The 17278-nt window shown below is 75.7% G+C and carries 17 protein-coding genes; 11 read left to right on the top strand and 6 right to left on the bottom strand.

What is annotated here, in order from left to right:
• Positions 1 to 81 precede the first annotated feature (81 nt).
• Positions 82 to 1308: a glycogen synthase gene (gene glgA, locus KKR89_RS08265; protein WP_208194928.1), complete on the top strand. Its 1227-nt coding sequence runs from the start codon at positions 82 to 84 to the stop codon at positions 1306 to 1308.
• 35 nt (positions 1309 to 1343) lie between these two features.
• Here the strand turns inward: glgA and KKR89_RS08270 are convergent, their stop codons facing one another.
• Both KKR89_RS08270 and KKR89_RS08275 read right to left on the bottom strand, forming a co-directional pair.
• Positions 1344 to 2102 carry a hypothetical protein gene (locus tag KKR89_RS08270; protein WP_208194929.1) on the bottom strand — a complete coding sequence of 253 codons (759 nt, stop codon included), beginning with the start codon at positions 2100 to 2102 and terminating at the stop codon, positions 1344 to 1346.
• A gap of 46 nt (positions 2103 to 2148) precedes the next feature.
• The gene (locus tag KKR89_RS08275) at positions 2149 to 4626 is read right to left on the bottom strand and encodes a DNA gyrase/topoisomerase IV subunit A (RefSeq protein WP_208194930.1); all 2478 of its coding nucleotides are present in this window, start codon (positions 4624 to 4626) and stop codon (positions 2149 to 2151) included.
• Between the two features lie 124 nt (positions 4627 to 4750).
• On the opposite strand from KKR89_RS08275, the gene KKR89_RS08280 reads away from it, so the two are divergent.
• From KKR89_RS08280 to KKR89_RS08295, 4 genes are all read left to right on the top strand, one after another.
• Positions 4751 to 7537 (top strand): GNAT family N-acetyltransferase, encoded by a 2787-nt coding sequence (locus tag KKR89_RS08280; protein ID WP_208194931.1) that lies wholly within the window; start codon positions 4751 to 4753, stop codon positions 7535 to 7537.
• Between the two features lie 77 nt (positions 7538 to 7614).
• Complete coding sequence (locus KKR89_RS08285; RefSeq protein WP_208194932.1) at positions 7615 to 8187, top strand: DUF5998 family protein; 573 nt, start codon at positions 7615 to 7617, stop codon at positions 8185 to 8187.
• Entirely contained in the window at positions 8184 to 9365 is a 1182-nt protein-coding gene (locus KKR89_RS08290; RefSeq protein ID WP_208194933.1) for an alkaline phosphatase family protein, read from the top strand. The genes KKR89_RS08285 and KKR89_RS08290 overlap by 4 nt, the downstream gene beginning before the upstream one ends.
• A gap of 33 nt (positions 9366 to 9398) precedes the next feature.
• Entirely contained in the window at positions 9399 to 10079 is a 681-nt protein-coding gene (locus tag KKR89_RS08295; protein ID WP_208194934.1) for a thymidine kinase, read from the top strand.
• A 7-nt stretch (positions 10080 to 10086) separates the two neighbouring features.
• Here KKR89_RS08295 and sepH read toward each other — a convergent pair whose 3' ends face one another.
• A complete protein-coding gene (gene sepH / locus KKR89_RS08300; protein WP_208194935.1) occupies positions 10087 to 11226 on the bottom strand; it encodes a septation protein SepH in 1140 nt (379 codons plus the stop codon).
• 158 nt (positions 11227 to 11384) lie between these two features.
• Here sepH and KKR89_RS08305 point away from each other — a divergent pair, with 158 nt between their 5' ends.
• Entirely contained in the window at positions 11385 to 12254 is an 870-nt protein-coding gene (locus tag KKR89_RS08305; protein ID WP_208194936.1) for an inositol monophosphatase family protein, read from the top strand.
• Positions 12255 to 12474: 220 nt separating this feature from the next.
• On the top strand, positions 12475 to 12774 hold the full coding sequence (locus KKR89_RS08310) for a DUF4193 domain-containing protein (RefSeq protein ID WP_013116932.1): 300 nt from the start codon (positions 12475 to 12477) through the stop codon (positions 12772 to 12774).
• A gap of 25 nt (positions 12775 to 12799) precedes the next feature.
• Here KKR89_RS08310 and KKR89_RS08315 read toward each other — a convergent pair whose 3' ends face one another.
• Complete coding sequence (locus tag KKR89_RS08315; protein WP_208194937.1) at positions 12800 to 13345, bottom strand: DUF3093 domain-containing protein; 546 nt, start codon at positions 13343 to 13345, stop codon at positions 12800 to 12802.
• 71 nt (positions 13346 to 13416) lie between these two features.
• Here KKR89_RS08315 and dut point away from each other — a divergent pair, with 71 nt between their 5' ends.
• The 4 genes from dut (at position 13417) to KKR89_RS08335 (ending at position 15914) form a co-directional block, all read left to right on the top strand.
• Positions 13417 to 13920, top strand: coding sequence for a dUTP diphosphatase (gene dut, locus KKR89_RS08320; protein ID WP_251141075.1), 504 nt, complete (start codon positions 13417 to 13419; stop codon positions 13918 to 13920).
• A 115-nt stretch (positions 13921 to 14035) separates the two neighbouring features.
• Positions 14036 to 14767 carry a DUF3710 domain-containing protein gene (locus tag KKR89_RS08325; protein ID WP_208194939.1) on the top strand — a complete coding sequence of 244 codons (732 nt, stop codon included), beginning with the start codon at positions 14036 to 14038 and terminating at the stop codon, positions 14765 to 14767.
• Positions 14764 to 15132 (top strand): OB-fold nucleic acid binding domain-containing protein, encoded by a 369-nt coding sequence (locus KKR89_RS08330; protein WP_208194940.1) that lies wholly within the window; start codon positions 14764 to 14766, stop codon positions 15130 to 15132. Before KKR89_RS08325 ends, KKR89_RS08330 begins: the two co-directional genes overlap by 4 nt.
• Before the next feature lie 5 nt (positions 15133 to 15137).
• The gene (locus KKR89_RS08335) at positions 15138 to 15914 is read left to right on the top strand and encodes a DUF3159 domain-containing protein (RefSeq protein WP_208194941.1); all 777 of its coding nucleotides are present in this window, start codon (positions 15138 to 15140) and stop codon (positions 15912 to 15914) included.
• Here KKR89_RS08335 and KKR89_RS08340 read toward each other — a convergent pair.
• Complete coding sequence (locus KKR89_RS08340; protein WP_208194942.1) at positions 15847 to 16521, bottom strand: potassium channel family protein; 675 nt, start codon at positions 16519 to 16521, stop codon at positions 15847 to 15849. The genes KKR89_RS08335 and KKR89_RS08340 overlap by 68 nt on opposite strands.
• Positions 16518 to 17168 (bottom strand): potassium channel family protein, encoded by a 651-nt coding sequence (locus KKR89_RS08345; protein WP_243882203.1) that lies wholly within the window; start codon positions 17166 to 17168, stop codon positions 16518 to 16520. The genes KKR89_RS08340 and KKR89_RS08345 overlap by 4 nt, the downstream gene beginning before the upstream one ends.
• Positions 17169 to 17278 lie beyond the last annotated feature (110 nt).

A 17278-nucleotide genomic window follows, 5' to 3' on the forward strand; every position in this document is an offset into this window, starting at 1 on the left:
TCTCAGCGAGGCGCACGCGCGTCCGGGCGCTAGCGTGTCGCCAGACGACCGGCGGTGGGCCGGTCACGACTGGAGGTACCGGTGCGCGTCGACCTGCTGACCCGCGAGTACCCGCCGCACGTGTACGGCGGCGCGGGCGTCCACGTCGCCGGCCTGACGGCCGTGCTGCGCGAGCTCATCGACGTGCGCGTGCACAGCTTCGACGAGCCGGTCGCGGAGCCGGGCACCCACGGCTACGCCGTCCCCGGCGGCCTGAGCGGGGCCAACGCCGCGCTCGCCACCATGGGCGTCGACCTCGCCATCGTCGACGGCATCGGGCGCGACACGGCCGACGGCGGCACCGACCTCGTGCACTCGCACACGTGGTACGCGAACCTCGCGGGCCACCTCGCGTCGCTCCTGTACGGCGTGCCGCACGTGCTCACCGCGCACAGCCTGGAGCCGCTGCGCCCGTGGAAGGCCGAGCAGCTCGGCGGCGGGTACGCGCTGTCGTCGTGGGTCGAGCGCACGGCGTACGAGGCGGCCGACGCCGTCATCGCGGTCAGCGGCGGCATGCGCGCCGACATCCTGCGGTCCTACCCGGCCGTGGACCCCGCGAAGGTGCACGTCGTGCACAACGGCATCGACCTCGACGGCTGGCAGCGGCCCACGTCGCAGGAGGGCACGGCCCGGGCGCGTGCCGTCGTGCAGGAGCTCGGCATCGACCCCGACCGGCCGTCCGTGGTGTTCGTCGGCCGGATCACGCGGCAGAAGGGTCTGCCCTACCTGCTGCGCGCCGTCGAGGCGCTCCCCACCGACGTGCAGGTCGTGCTGTGCGCCGGTGCCCCGGACACCCCGGAGATCCTCGCGGAGGTGAACGCGCTGGTGGCGGACCTGCGCACGCGCCGCTCGGGCGTCGTGTGGATCGACCGCATGCTGCCGCGCGCCGAGCTCGTCGCGGTGCTCGCGCACGGCACCGTCTTCGCGTGCCCGTCCGTCTACGAGCCGCTCGGCATCGTCAACCTCGAGGCCATGGCCGTCGGCCTGCCCGTGGTCGGTACGGCGACGGGCGGCATCCCCGAGGTCGTCGACGACGGCGTCACGGGCGTGCTCGTGCCGATCGACCAGGTGCAGGACGGCACCGGCACGCCCGTCGACCCGGACGCGTTCGTCGCCGACCTGGGGGCGGCGCTCGCGGACGCCGTCAGCGACACCGAGCGCGCCGCGCGGTGGGGAGCGGCAGCGCGGCGGCGCGTCGAGGACCACTTCTCGTGGCACGCGATCGGCGAGCGCACGCTCGAGGTGTACCGGGGGGTCCTGGACCGGTGACGAGGACCTGAGGACCGGTGCCCCGGCGCCGGTCGTCAGGCGCGCGTCAGGTAGGTGGCGGCCGCCGCCATGGCGCGACGGGCCACGCGGTCGACCTCGCGCAGCGCGGTCGACCGCTGGTCGGCCTGCCACGTGTTGACGGCCCCGCCGTCGTCCTGCGTGGCCAGCGCGACGATCCCGCGCAGGCGCGCCGCGCTCGAGAGCACCCGCAGCCGCTGCGCGTCGACGCCCCGGGGGAGGCGACGCTCGGGCAGGGCGCCGTCGCGGACGTCGGAGATCGCGTCGGCCGCGTCGGGGCGCCACCGCTCGACCCCGAGCGACACCAGGGCCTCGGTCGCGGTCAGCAGCCCACGGCGCAGGTCGCGCTCGGCGTCCTCGAGCGTGCCGACCTGCGCCCACACGGCCGTGCGCCAGTCCGGGACGGTCACGGCGCGCCACGTCACCAGGTGTCCGGGCTCGAGCTGCGACCCGAACTGCTCGACGTGCGGGACGGCGGCGACCGTCCGGGTGCCGGCGCGCAGCAGCACGCACTCGCCGGCGAGGACGGCGTCGTGCGACACCGCAGCGGGCGCCGCGACCGGCTCACCGGGGACCGGCAGGACGGCCGCGACCTCGTCGACGGGCGCGCCCAGCCACGTCAGCCAGTCACGCAGCGTCGAGGCCTCACCCTCGGTGTCGACCGTGTGCGGCTCGTCGTCGGCCTGCACGGCGGCGACGGCGCGCTCGCGCTCGCCGGGCGCCGTGAGCCACAGCGCGAGCAGGACGGACCGGGGCAGGTCGAGTGCGGCAGCCACGGCACCACGGTAGGCGCTGGCGTCGTACGGTCCCGCACGCGGTGCGTCAGCCGATCGCGTGGACCGGCGCGTCGAGCGGTGCCCCGGAGCCGTCGCGACGCTCGTCGACGGGCGGCAGGTCGACCGGCTGACCGCCCGAACCCGTGGCGCGCGCCGGCGCGGGCCCGACGTGGGCGAGGATCAGCGCGTCCTCGCCCTTGAGGAACCGGTGGGAGCGCACGCCACCCGTCGCGCGCCCCTTGCCGGGGTAGGCGGCGAACGGTGTGACCTTCACCGAGCCGGTCTGCGTGCCGGGGAGGGCCGCCGACGACCCGGAGACCGTCACGACGACGGCGTCCTCGTCCGGCCGCACGACCCCGAAGCCCACGACCTGCGCGCCGGCGGCCAGCTTGATCCCCGTCATGCCGCCGGCCGCGCGCCCCTGCGGGCGCACCTGCGAGCCCGGGAAGTGCAGCAACGACGCGTCGGAGGACACCAGGACGAGCTCGTCGTCGTCGCCGGCGAGGGCGGCACCCACGACCGCGTCACCGTCCTTGAGGCTGATCGCCTCCCACGCGTCGCGGTTGTTCGGTACGTCACCCGGCGCGACACGCTTGACGACGCCCTGAGCGGTCGCGAGCGCCAGCGGGGGGGCGTCGTCGCCCAGCGGGACGAGCGCGACGACGCGTTCGTCCTTCTCGAGCGTCACCGCCTCGCCGACCGGCAGCCCGCCCGACAGCGACGGCGGCCCGTCGGTCGGCGGCAGCGCGGGCAGCTCGAGGACCGACAGCCGCACGACGCGGCCGCTCGTCGTCAGCGCACCGATGTCCGCGCGGGCGGTCGTGGCCACCGCGGAGGCGACCACGTCGTGCCGGCTGCGCGTGGACCCGTCGCCGCGCACGGGCTCCACGTCCTCGCCGGTGCGCGCGACCAGGCCCGTGGCCGACAGCAGCGCCCAGCACGGCGTGTCGGGGATCTCCAGCGGCGCGGCGCTGCGGGACGACGTCGGTGCGCCCGCGGAACCCGCGAGGCTCGCGCCGCCCGCGTGCTCGAGCAGGACCGTGCGCCGCGGCGTGCCGTACGTCGCGGCGACCTCCGCCATCTCGTCGGACGTGACCGTGCGCAGCAGGGCGTCGTCACCGAGGATCGCCTGCAGCCGCGCGATCTCGTCGATGAGCTCGTCGCGCTCGCGCTCCAGCTCGATGCGTGAGAACCGGGTCAGACGCCGCAGCCGCAGCTCGAGGATGTACTCGGCCTGCGGCTCGGAGAGGTCGAAGACCGTGCGCAGGCGCGTGCGCGCGGCGTCGGCGTCGTCCGACGCCCGGATGACCTGGATGACCTCGTCGATGTCGACGATCGCGATGAGCAGGCCCTCGACGAGGTGCAGCCGCTCCTGCCGCTTCGTGAGCCGGTAGGACGTGCGACGGCGCACGACCTCGAGCCGGTGCTCGACCCACACGCGCAGCAGCTCGACCAGGCCCAGCGTGCGCGGCTGCCCGTCGACGAGGGCGACGTTGTTGATGGAGAACGAGTCCTCCAGCGGCGTGTACCGGTACAGGTCCTCGAGGACCCGTTCGGGGTTGAACCCCGTCTTGACCTCGATCACCAGCCGCAGGCCGTGCGAGCGGTCCGTCAGGTCCACGGCGTCGGCGATCCCGGAGAGCTTCTTGGACTGCACGCCCTCCTTGATCTTCTCGATGACCTTCTCCGGGCCCACCGTGTACGGCAGCTCGGTGATGACGATGCCCTTGCGCTTGGGCGTGACGTTCTCGATCCTCGCGGTCGCCCGGGTGCGGAAGGCGCCGCGGCCCGTCCGGTACGCGTCGCGCACGCCGTCGAGGCCGACGATCTTGCCGCCCGTGGGCAGGTCCGGGCCCGGGACGAACCGCATGAGGTCCTCGAGCGTGGCACCCGGGTGCTTCACGAGGTGGCGGGCGGCCGCGACGACCTCGACGAGGTTGTGCGGCGCCATGTTGGTCGCCATACCCACCGCGATGCCGGTCGCGCCGTTGACCAGGAGGTTCGGGATCGCCGCCGGGAGCACCGCCGGCTGCTTGAGCTTGTTGTCGTAGTTGGGGACGAAGTCGACGACGTCCTCGTCGAGGCCGTGCGTCATCGCGACCGCCGCGGGCGCCATGCGCGCCTCGGTGTAGCGGGACGCAGCCGGCCCGTCGTCGAGCGAGCCGAAGTTGCCGTGCCCGTCGACCAGGGGCAGCCGCAGCGAGAACGGCTGCGCCAGGCGCACCATCGCGTCGTAGATCGCCGAGTCGCCGTGCGGGTGGAGCTTGCCCATGACCTCCCCGACGACGCGCGCCGACTTCACGTACGGTCGCTCGGGGCGCAGGCCCATGTCGGCCATCTGGTAGATGATCCGCCGCTGCACGGGCTTGAGACCGTCGCGCGCGTCCGGCAGGGCGCGCGAGTAGATGACGGAGTACGCGTACTCGAGGAACGACCCCTCCATCTCCGTCGTCACGTCGACGTCGACGATCCGCTCGACGAGGTCCTCGGGCGGCAGGTCGGGGCTCGCGGGGCGACGCGCCATGGGGTGGTGTGCTCCTCGGGTGCAACGGTGTCTCGGGGCGTGCGGAGGGCGGTGGGGCCGCGCGGGGACCATTGTCGCCGCCCGCCGGGCCTCGTCGGTGCAGCCGCGCCGCTAGCCTGGCGGCATGGCCGACGTCGTCCCCGGAGACGGGCATCCCGGTCCGGTGCCTGCACCGGCACCCGCCGCCGCACCCTACCCGGCGGGCTGGGAGGCGGACGTCGTGCTCACGGACGGCTCCACCACGCGCCTGCGACCCATCCGGCGCGACGACGCCGACGCGCTGCAGGCCTTCCACGTCGCGCAGTCCGAGCGGTCGACGTACCTGCGGTTCTTCGCGTCGCTCGAGCGGCTGCCCGAGCGCGACCTGGAGCGGCTCGTCACCGTCGACCACATGTCGCGCGTCGCGCTCGTGGCCGTCAGCAGCTCGCCGGACGCAGGCGAGGACGAGCGCATCATCGGCGTCGCGCGCTACGACCTGGTCGAGCCCGAGACCGCCGAGGTGGCGTTCAACATCTCCGACGCTCACCAGGGCAAGGGCCTGGCCTCGGTGCTGCTCGAGCACCTCGCCGCGGCGGCGCGCGAGCGCGGCGTGCGGCGGTTCGTCGCCGAGGTGCTCCCGCAGAACGGGCGCATGCTCGCGGTGTTCAAGGAGGCCGGCTACGTGGTGCGCCAGCGCACCGAGGACGGAGTCGTGCAGGTCCGCTTCGACATCGACCCCACGGACCGGTCGCTCGCGGTCGCGGCCGACCGCGAGCACCGTGCCGAGGCGCGCTCGATGCGGGCGCTGCTGACCGCGCGTTCGGTCGTCGTCGTCGGGCCCGGCACCGGGAGCGGCCCGGGCCGGACCCTGCCGGCACGCCAGGCGGCGCGCGTCCTCGAGGGCCTCGTACCCGAGGCGCGCACCGGACGGGTCGTGGTGCACGCGGTCGGCGTCGGCGACGGTGCCGGGCTCGACGCGAACGGCGTGTCGCACCACCTGCGCATCGACGACGTGCCCGGGCCCGTCGAGCTCGCGGTCGTCGCGCTGCCGGCCCAGCTCGTGCCCGACGCCGCGCGCCGGCTCGGCGCGCTCGGTGCGCGTGGTCTCGTGGTCGTCTCCGGTGGCTTCGCGGAGGCCGGTCCCGAGGGGCTCGCCCGTCAGCGGCTGCTGCTGGGCGTCGCGCACGGCGCCGGCATGCGGGTCGTCGGCCCGTCGTCGTTCGGGCTGCTCGCGACCCACGACGGCACCACGCTCGACGCGTCCCTCGCGGCGCGTCCGCCCCGCCCGGGACGTGTCGGTCTGTTCTGCCAGTCGGCCCCGCTCGCGGTCACGCTGCTCGCGGCCGTCGAGCGCCGCGGGCTCGGGCTCGCGCAGCTCGTCTCCGCCGGGCACCGCGCCGACGTGTCGGGCAACGACCTCATGCAGTTCTGGGGCGAGGACGACGACACGGACGTCGTCGCCCTCTACCTCGAGTCCATCGGCAACCCCCGCAAGTTCTCGCGCGTGGCCCGCCGGCTCGCGGCGCACAAGCCGGTCGTCGTGCTCACCGCGGGCCGCTCCGGGCACGTCGTGCCGCCCGGCCACGCCGTGCGGCCCACCCAGGCGCCGCGCCGCACGCTCGAGGAGGTGCTGCGGCGCTCGGGCGTCATCCGCGTCGAGAACGTGCACCAGATGCTCGACGTCGTCCAGGTGCTCGCCCACCAGGCCCTGCCGACGGGTCGGCGCACGGCCGTGCTCGCCAGCTCGACCGGGGTCGCCGCACTGGTCGCCGAGGCGGCCGCCGCGGCGGGTCTGGTCGTCACCGGGTGCGTCGAGCTGCTCGCGGAGGACGCGGGCGCCGACGAGGTGCGTGCCGCCGTCGACCGCGTGTACGCCGACCCCGGCGTCGACGTCGTCGTCGTGGTGCGGATCCCCACGCTCGGCGTGCAGGACACCGTCCTGCCGGGCGAGGTCGCGCGGGCCGCCGCGCGCACGGGGCGCACCACCGTCGCGTGCCTGGACGACCTGCACGGCGTGACGGCCTCGCTCACGGCGGCGGACCCGGACGGGCGCGAGCGCACGGTCCCCGCCTACGCGGCGCCGGAGGACGCGGCGCTCGCGCTGGGGCTCGCCGCGCGCTACGCCGCCTGGCGCGCGACCGACCGCGGCCGGCCGGTGCATCCCGAGGGGGTCGACACGCGCGCCGCCGGGTCCCTCGTGGCGCGACTGCTGTCCACGTCCGGCGCGACCGACCGCGCCCCGCTGCCGCTCGACCCCGCGCAGGCCGCCGAGCTGCTGGCGGCGGCGGGCATCCACCTGTGGCCCTCCGTCCGCGTCCACGACGCGCAGGACGCGGTCCGGGCGGCCGACGCGCTCGGCTGGCCCGTGGCCGTCAAGACGACCGTGCCCGCGCTGCGGCACCGCGCCGACCTCGGCGGCGTGCGCCTCGACGTCGCGGACGAGACCGAGCTGCGCGCCGACGTCGCGGGGATCCTCGCGCTCGCGGCCGAGCACGACCCCGGCCCGGGCGTGCCGCCGCTCGAGGTGCAGGCGATGGCGCCGCACGGCGTCGCGTGCGTCGTGCGGGCCGTGGAGGACCCGCTGTTCGGCCCGGTCATCAGCGTCGGGCTCGCGGGCGACGCCTCCGACCTCCTGGGCGACGTCGCGTACGGCGTCCCGCCGCTCACCGACGTCGACGTCGCCGAGCTCGTGCGCACGCCCCGCGCGGCGCCCCGGATGTTCGGCTACCGCGGGCTGCCGGCGCTCGACGTGGCCGCGCTCGAGGACCTCGTGGCGCGCGTGTCCGTCCTCGCCGACGCGCTGCCCGACCTGCGCTCGCTCGAGCTCAACCCCGTCGTGGTATCCCCGCAGGGGCTGGCCGTGCTGGGTGCGTACGGGTCCGTGGCGCCGGCCGACCGGGCCGACGCGGCCCGTCGGCTCGCTCGGCCGTGACGCCGTCCGGGTGGCGCGCGTGGCGCGGCCCCCGCGCGCGGCACCACGACCCGGTCGCGGGATGGGAAGATGGGCGCGTGCCTGCCCTCTCCACCCCGCTGCGTGACGACCTGCGCCGTGCCGGGTACTACCCGGACCTCGTGGGCGAGGTCCTCGAGGTCGCCCTGGCCGGCGAGGACGCGGTCGCCCACCTGGTCCATCCCGAGACGACGTTCGACGGCGCCGAGGTGCGCCGCCACGTGACCGTGCTCGCGCTGACCGCGACCCGGTTCGTCGTCGCCCACGTCGACGACCACCCGGCCGACTCCGAGCACCCGTCCGCCAGCGCCCAGGCCACGACGGAGGCCGTCCCGCTGCGCGAGCTGCGCTCGGTCGCGTTCACGCACGTCGTCAACGACCCGCAGGACCACCGCGCCGGTGACGGCGCGTCGGAGCTCACGCTGGCGATCGGCTGGGGCGCCGTCTCGCGCGTGGACCTCGAGCCGGCCACGTGCGGCGACCCGCAGTGCGACGCGGACCACGGCATGTCGGGGTCGATCACGCCCGACGACGTGGTCGTGCGCGTCAGCGCCGCGGCCGAGGGCCGCGAGGCCGTGCTGGCGGCGGTCAGGTTCGGCCGCACCCTGTCGGCGGCGACGTCGCAGCGGTGAGCACGCCCACGACCCGTGACCGGGCGGCATGGTCCAGCGCGGACCCCGACGCGCTCGTGGTGCCCCGCGCGGGCGCGCCGTCGCTGAGCCACGTCCTGCCGGCTGCCGCGGCGGCGCTCGACGTCGACCTGGACGGGGGAGCGGACGCCCGTGCGCTCCTGGGGCTGCCGGCGGCGCGCCGCGTGTGCGTGGTCCTCGTCGACGGGCTCGGCCACCTCAACCTCGCCGAGCGGGGCGGTCACGCGCCGTTCCTGCGCTCGCTGCTCGCGTCGTCGCAGCCGCTGCTCAGCACGTTCCCCTCGACGACCGCGACCGCGGTGGCCGCCTTCGGGACGGGCCGCGGTCCCGGTGCCACGGGCATGCTCGGCTACACGGTCCGGGTGCCGGCGACCGGACTGCTCGGCAACCTCGTCTCGTGGACGGACATGCCGCCGCCCGAGGAGTGGCAGCCGCACCCCACGGTCTTCGAGCGGCTGGTCGCCGACGGCGTCCGGGTGACGAGCGTCGGGCCGGCGCGGTTCGACGGCTCGGGGCTCACGGGAGCGGCCCTGCGGGGCGCCGCGTACGCGCCCGCCGAGTCCCTGGGCCATCGCGTGGACGCGGTCGTGCGGGCCCTGCGCGAGCCGGGCCTGACCTACCTGTACTGGCACGACGTGGACAAGACCGGGCACCACCACGGCTGGGGCTCGTGGCAGTGGGGCGAGGCGCTCAGCGAGCTCGACTCGGAGCTCGGGCGCCTGGCGCGCTCGCTGCCGCGCGACACGCTGCTCGTCGTCACCGCGGACCACGGCATGGTCGACGTCGACCCGGCCCGCCGCCGCGACGTCGGCACCGACCCCGTGCTGGGCGCCCAGGTCGCGACCACCGGCGGCGAGCCGCGCGCGCTGCACCTGCACGTCGAGCCGGGCGCGGACCCGCAGGTCGTCGCGGCGCGGTGGCGCGGCGAGCTGGGCGACGACGCGGTCGTGCGCACGCGCGACGAGGCGGTCGACGAGGGCTGGTTCGGGCCCGTCGAGCCGCGCGTGCTGCCCGTGGTGGGAGACGTGGTGGTGGCGATGACGGGGGCCGCGACCGTCGTGGACTCGCGCACGCAGACGCCCGCGTCGATCGCGCTGCGCGGCGTGCACGGGTCGCTCACGGCCCGCGAGATGCTCGTACCGCTGCTGGTGCTCGCATGAGCGCCCGAGCGGTGCGCGGGAGGGTCTGAGCGCGTGGCCGAGCTGGTGTTCTTCTCCGGGACCATGGACTGCGGCAAGTCGACGCTCGCGCTGCAGATGCACCACAACCACGCCGCGCGCGGCCGCGACGGCGTGCTGTTCACGCGGCAGGACCGCGCGGGCAACGCGGTCATCTCCTCCCGGCTCGGGCTGCAGCGGCGCGCCGACGAGGTCGACGACACGACGGACTTCTGGGCGGAGGTCGTCACGCGCCGCACGCGCGGGCGCCCCGTCGACTACCTGGTGGCGGACGAGGCGCAGTTCTACACCGCGGCCCAGGTCGAGCAGCTCGCGCGCGTGGTCGACGAGCTGTCGGCCGACGTCTTCGCGTTCGGCATCACGACGGACTTCCGGGCCCGGCTGTTCCCCGGGTCGGCGCGCCTCGTGGAGCTGGCCGACCGCGTCGAGGTGCTCCAGGTGCGAGCCCTGTGCTGGTGCGGCTCGCGCGCGACCCACAACGCGCGCACGGTCGACGGCATCATGGTCGTCGAGGGCGACCAGGTCGTCGTGGGTGACGTCGCCGCGACGGCCGGGGAGGCCGCCTACGAGGTGCTGTGCCGCCGCCACCACGTGCGCCGCATGACCGCCCGCGTCGCCCGGGCCACGGGGCCGTCGGCCCAGACCCTGCTGTTCGACGACGGGGACGACGCACCGTCCGGCGGTGCCGCGCGCTGACCGCGCGTCACTCGGGCTTGGCGCCGAAGACGATCTCGTCCCAGCTCGGGACCTTCGCGCGCGCCCGTCGCGGCCGGCGCTCGGCCGGTGCCGGGCGGGCGTCGTCCTCCGGCGCGGCGCCGCGCTCCCCGTCGTCGGGCGCCGCGGGCGACGTCCCGGCGCCCGCGGGCGTCGTGGTCGCACGCTCCGGGCGGGCCGGAGGGTGCGCACGCTCGGCACGCTTCGACCCGGCCGCGCGCTCGCCGCGCGGCGGCGTCAGCACGACGGCCTCGCGCGCGGGGTCGGCGTCCACCGGGTGCGCGCCCGGTGCGCTCGCCTCGTCGACGGGCGTGCCGGCGTCCGTGCCGGCGCTGCCGCCCGGCGCGAAGTCGAAGGCGTGCTGCGGCCCGAACCCCTCGAACTCCTCGTCGTCGCCCTCGAGGTCGAGCGGCTGGCGCACGCCGCGACGTGTCCGCAGCTCGTCCAGCAGGGCGTGCGTCGGCTCCGGCGCGTCGGCAGCCGCGTCCGCGAGGGCGTCGACCGCCTCGAGGTCGAAGACGACGTCGCGCACCGCGGCCAGGTGCCGGCGGGACACGGGCTCGTCGAGCTCGGTCTCCGAGAGCCAGCGCGCCTCGTCCTCGTCGGCGACGACCGTGCGGCGCACGGGGTCGTAGTTCCACCGTGCCAGGGACGGCTCGTCGCCGACGACGAACCGCGCCAGCACCGTCCAGGGGCCTGCGCCCTCACGCGCGGCGTCCCACGCCAGGGACCCGACGTCCACGCCGCGCGCGGCCAGCCGGTCGGTCACGAGCTCACCGAGCAGCGGCGCCCCCGAGTCACGCCCGACGCGGGTGCCGCGCGCCTGCTCGGCGATGTACTCGCGCTCGGCCAGGACCGGACCCTCGTAGCGGCGGACCGCCTCGACGGGGACGCCCGCGGCGTCGGCGACCTCCTGCGCGGTGGCACCGGCGCGGATCCGCGACTGGATCTCGCGCGGGCTCAGCGCGCTCGCCTGCTCCGCGCGCAGCTGCTCCAGCTGCGGACGGTCACGGCGCACGGCGGCCCGCAGCGGGTCGTCGATACGCAGGCGGAAGCGCTGCCCGTCGGGCGCGACGACGACGAGGTGCTCCCCGTCCTCGTGCAGACCGACCAGCTCCAGCTCACCCATACGACCTCCCGCGGCTCCACCGGCGAGCCTGCCACCTCTCGGGCCGGAACGCGCGCACCTGCGTCGGTGCGCCGCCGCACGGGACCGGTCCGACCCGGGGTCGGGGCGGCGTCCGGGACGTGCGGCGACGTCCCCCCGGGCTGCGGCAGGATGGCCGCGTGACCGCCTCCCACGACCCGTCGCCCCCCACCCACCCGCCGGTGGCCGAGCTCGTCGCCGTCGCCGAGCAGGTCGCGCGCGCGGCCGGGCGCCTGGTGCACGACGGCAGGCCGCACACCGTCGGCGTCGCGGCGACCAAGTCCAGCGCCGTCGACGTCGTGACCGCGATGGACCTCGCGTCCGAGGACCTCGTGCGTCGCACGCTGGCGCGGCTGCGGCCCGACGACGCCGTCCTCGGGGAGGAGGGCGGCCACCGGGTCGGGACGTCCGGCGTGACGTGGGTGGTCGACCCGATCGACGGCACCGTCAACTACCTCTACGGCCTGCCCGCGTACGCCGTGAGCGTCGCGGCGGTCGTGGGGGAGCCGACGCCCGCGACGTGGACCGTGGTCGCCGCGTGCGTCCACGCGCCGGCGACGCGGGAGACGTGGACCGCCGGCCGCGGGCTCGGCGCGTACCTGGACGGGCGTCGGCTGTCGGTGCTGCCCGCGCCGTCCCTGGACCGCTGCCTGCTCGGCACCGGTTTCGGGTACGTCGCCGAGCGGCGCCGCGCGCAGGCCCGGGTGCTCGCGTCCCTGCTGCCCCGGGTCCGCGACGTGCGCCGCATGGGGGCCGCGGCGATCGACCTCTGCCAGGTCGCCACGGGTCGGCTCGACCTCTACTACGAGCGGGGGCTGCAGCCGTGGGACCTGGCGGCGGGCGCGCTCGTGGTGGCCGAGGCGGGCGGTGTCGTGACGGGCCTGCGAGGGGCGTCGGCGGGTGAGGGGATGACCGTCGCCGGGGCCGCGCAACGCGTCGCCGAGCTCGTGCGGATCCTCGAGGAGGAGCACGCCGACGCACCCGAGGGACCCGCGCCCGGCACCGGGTGAACCGGGCGCCGGGCGGTTCGGGCAGTCCGGTCCTGACCAGGGCAAATGCCCCTCCGGGGGGTGTCGCTGGTCACGTCGGGGCACATGGTCACGCGTCCGTGTTCGCATCCGTGCCCGCGGTGATGCAGAATCCGACGGCGCGGGGAACAAAACGCTGGCGTGGCGCATTTACCCCGCGTACCACGACACTGCTGCAGAAGACGGAGTGTGACGCTCACACATGGCAACCGACTACGACGCCCCGCGCAAGACCGAGGAGGACCTGAGCGAGGACTCGCTCCAGGAGCTCCAGGCTCGGCGCTCCGACAAGAACTCGGGCGTGGTGGACGAGGACGAGACGGAGGCCGCCGAGGGCTTCGAGCTCCCCGGCGCCGACCTGTCCGGCGAGGAGCTCTCCGTCCGCGTCCTTCCCCGCCAGGCCGACGAGTTCACGTGCTCCAAGTGCTTCCTGGTGCACCACCGCAGCCAGCTCGCCTACGAGCGTGAGGGCAGCCCCGTGTGCTCGGAGTGCGCGGCCTGACCGCACCGCACCACCCGACGGCCGGTCACCCTGCGGGGTGGTCGGCCGTCGTCGTGCCGGGCCTCTCGGCCGGCGTCCCGCCGAGCGCCGCGACGAGCTCGTCCGGCCGCCGCGTCGAGACGATCCAGTACGGCGTCGGGTCCTGCGGGTCGCGGACCTCGACGCGGACCGCGGTCCCGATCCACGACCGCAGGCACGCGAACGCGCGGGCGTCGAGCGTCGGCCCGAGCGCGGTGCGCAGCGCCGCCCGGTCCAGCACGCGGGGCGCCGCGAGCAGGCGGACGGGGATCTGTGCCGTGCCGGCGCGCAGCGTCCCGCGCTCGACCTCCACGCGGGGGGTCGTCAGGACGGCCCCCGCGAGGCCTCCCAGCAGCGCGAGCACGCCGACGACGAGCGCGAGCAGCGTGTCGACCGGCACGAACGCCGCGCCCAGCACGGCGGCGAAGCCCACGACGCCGCACCAGCCCAGCGGACCGGGCCACAGCCGCTCGCGGAACCCCGGTCGGGCCGTGGGCGCTGACGACGGCGACGGCCGGTCGTACGACGGTGCGGGCTCGGGTGTCGTGGTCATGTCCTCAGGATCTCATCGCCCCGGACGTCCCGGTGCCGTGCCGGACGCCCGGGGCGGTAGGGTCGGCCCCCGTGACAGCGACCAGCCACCGTGGCCCCGACGACGCCGACGAGGGTGTGCAGGTGCTGCTGCGCCGGCTCGACCCGGACCTGCCCGCGCCGGCGTACGCCCACCCCGGTGACGCCGGCGCCGACCTCGTGGCGCGCGAGGACGTGACGCTGGACCCCGGAGCGCGGGCCACGGTCCCGACGGGTGTCGCGATCGCCCTGCCGCCGGGGTACGCGGCCTTCGTCCACCCGCGGTCGGGGCTGGCGTCGCGGCACGGTCTCACGGTGGTCAACGCCCCGGGGACGGTCGACGCCGGCTACCGCGGCGAGATCGCGGTGACGCTGCTCAACACGGACGGGGAGCACGCGATCGTGCTGCGTCGCGGCGACCGCATCGCGCAGCTCGTGGTGCAGCGCGTCGAGCACGCGCGGTTCGTCGAGGTCGACGCGCTGCCGGACTCGGTCCGCGGCGCCGGCGGTTTCGGCTCCAGCGGAGGATGGGCGGCGGCGGGAGCGTCCACGGCGTGACCGTGGCGCGGCCGTGGGTCGGTTGCGGAACTACTGTCGTCGTGAGTGACGTTGTAGGTCGTGAGGACGTTGGTGCAGGGCGAGGGCGCGTGAGCGCCGGTCGGAGGAAGTGAACGTGGGTCTGTTCCGTCGTGGCCCGAAGGAGGGCGGCGCGTCCGACACGCCGGCCGACGTCCCGCAAGACGAGGAGGCGGCGGTCGCGCCCGGTGAGGAGCTCGCCACCGGCGGCGAGCCCGGCGCCGACGCGCGCGGTCCCTGGGACGCGGACGGGCCGTTCCCGGCGGCGCCGCGCGTCGACCTGGGTGCGATCCAGCTGCCGTCCCTCGAGGGCATGGAGGTGCGCCTCGAGGTCGACAAGGCCACCAACGTCGTCTCGGCGGTCGCGGTGCTGCTGGAGGGCTCGTCGCTGCAGCTCCAGGCCTTCGCCGCCCCTCGCAGCGAGGGCATCTGGGACGAGATCCGCGACGAGATCGCGGCGTCCATCACGCAGCAGGGCGGCACGGTGGACGACCTGCCGGGACCGTTCGGCCGCGAGCTCCTCGCCCGGCTGCCCGTCCGGACGCCCGAGGGGCGCACGGGTCATCGGCCGGCACGGTTCATCGGCAGCGACGGGCCCCGCTGGTTCCTGCGCGGCGTCCTGACCGGCCGTGCCGCGGTGGAGCCCGATGCCGCCGGCACGCTGGAGGACCTCTTCAGCCAGGTCGTGGTGGTCCGCGGGAGCGACGCCCGCCCCCCGCGCGACCTCCTGCCCCTGCAGCTGCCCGGCGGCGCGACCCCGCCGCCGCCGCCCGCGGACCCGCGGCTCGCGCCCCCCGAGCGCGGGCCGGAGATCACGGAGATCGGATGACCCTCACCGAGCGCGTGCGCAAGGTGCTCGCCTCGCAGGCCGAGATCGAGGCCGACGAGGAGCGCGCCGACGCCCTGCGCGTCCCCGGCTGCTGCCCGGTCGCGGCGCTGCCGCACCGCGAGCGCGCCAGCGTGTCCGGCGTGCTCCGCTCGGTGACCCTGCGCCCCCGCGAGGGCGTGCCCGCGATCGAGGCCGAGCTCTACGACGGGTCCGGCTCGCTGAACCTCGTGTGGCTCGGGCGCCGTCAGATCGTGGGCATCGAGCCGGGGCGGCGCCTGAAGGTCGACGGGATGGTCAGCCTGGTCGACGGGCGGCGTACCGTCTTCAACCCGCGCTACGAGCTGCGCGCCCGACCGGGGGAGTGAACCCGATGAACGATCCGAGGGACGCCCGACCCGGCACGCCGCGCGACGACGAGCCGGTCGTGCTCGACGCCGTCGACGACGTGGTCCCCCCGGAGGAGGGCGGCGCGCGCGGGCTGCGGTCCCTGGCGGCCGACGAGTTCTCGGCCGCCGATGCGGTCGGTGGGGTGCGCGGCATCGTCGAGGCGGTCGCCCCCGGGCTGCTCTTCGTGGTCGTGTACATCGCCACCGGTCAGCAGCTGCGGCCCGCGCTCATCGCCGCGTCCGCCGCCGCCGTCCTCGCCGTCGTCGCCCGGCTGGTGCAGCGCACGCCCGTCACGCAGGCGTTCTCCGGCGTGCTGGGCGTCGGCATCGGCGTGGTGTGGGCGTGGCGCACGGGCGACGCGAGCGACTACTTCGCGTACGGGCTGCTCATCAACGTGACGTACCTCGTCGGCACGCTCGTGTCGATCCTCGCCGGGTGGCCCGTGGTCGGGCTGCTCATGGGCATGTTCAGCGCCCGGGGCCCGCTCGGTGGCGGGCCCTGGTCGGCGGCCGTCGAGTGGCGCCGTGACCCCGTGCTGCGGCGCCGGTACGCGTTGGCCACGTGGCCGTGGGTCGCGATGTTCGCCCTGCGTCTGCTGGTGCAGCTGCCGTTGTTCTACGCCGACGAGGTCGTCTGGCTCGGCACCGCGAAGCTCGCGATGGGTCTGCCGCTCACCGCGGTCGCCCTGTGGGTCAGCTGGATGCTGGTCCGCGGGTCAGCAGCCGCTCGAGAGCCTTCTCGTCCACGTCTCGACCCGTGACGAAGAGCAGCTCGTCGCGTCCCTCGAGGGTGTCGTCCGGGCTCGGGGTCAGCGGGCGCGCGTCGCGCACGATGCAGGCGAGCACGGTGTCGGTCGGCCACGCGACCTGACCGATGCGCACGCCCGCCAGGGGCGAGCCGTCCGGCAGGGTCAGCTCGAGGATGTTCGCCTGCGACTGGTGGAACGTGAAGATGCGCACGAGGTCGCCGACGGCGACGGCCTCCTCGACCATCGCCGTCATGATGCGGGGTGTCGACACCGCCACGTCGACGCCCCACGCCGCGTCGAACATCCACTCGTTCTTGGGGTTGTTGACGCGTGCGACCGTGCGGGGCACGCCGAACTCCGTCTTCGCCAGGAGCGAGATCACCAGGTTGGCCTTGTCGTCGCCCGTGGCGGCGACCATGACGTCGCACTCGTCGGCGCGGACCTCGCGCAGCGTGGGCAGCTCGCACGCGTCGGCCAGCAGCCAGTCCGCGTCGGAGACCTGGGCGACGCGCATCGCCGACGGCTGGCGGTCGATGAGCGTGACCTCGTGGTCGTGGGCCAGCAGCTCGCGCGCGATGGACCGGCCGACGGAGCCTGCCCCGGCGATGACGACCCTCATGCGCCCACCGCCGGGGGAGCGGTCAGGACGCGTTCGACGGCCGGTGCGTCGGCGACGTTCAGGAGCAGGTGCACGACGTCGTTCTCCTGCAGGACCGAGCCCGGAGCGGGCAGCAGGCCGTCGCCGTAGCGCGTGACGTACGCGACGCGCGCGCCGCTGACGTCCTCGAGCGCGCGCAGCGGACGCCCCACCCAGCCCGGGTGGACGTCGACCTGCGCGAGCTGGATCTTGCCGGAGGAGTCGCGGTGCTCGTCGGTCATGCCCATCGGCAGCATGCGTCGCAGCACCTGGTCGGCGGTCCACCGGACGGTCGCCACGGTGGGGATCCCGAGCCGCTGGTAGATCTCCGCGCGGTGCGGGTCGTAGATGCGCGCCACGACGTTCTCGACACCGAACGTCTCCCGGACGACGCGCGCCGCGAGGATGTTCGAGTTGTCGCCGTCGGACACGGCGGCGAACGCGTACGTGTCGTCGATGCCGGCGGTCCGCAACGTGTCGCGGTCGAAGCCGAGCCCGGTGACCTTGTTGCCCGAGAACCCGGCGTCGAGCCGCCGGAAGGCGTCCGGGTTCTGGTCGATCACGGCGACCGAGTGGCCGCGGGACTCCAGGGACTGCGCCAGGGTCGCCCCGACACGTCCGCATCCCATGATGACGAAGTGCACAGCCGGTCACGCTATACCCCGGTCGCCCGCGCGCGCAGCGCGGCGACCTGGGGTCAGGTCGTCCCACCGACGCGTGTGTGCCGGGCACCCGGCGG

This window comes from Cellulomonas dongxiuzhuiae (assembly GCF_018623035.1).
GTDB lineage: Bacteria > Actinomycetota > Actinomycetes > Actinomycetales > Cellulomonadaceae > Cellulomonas > Cellulomonas dongxiuzhuiae.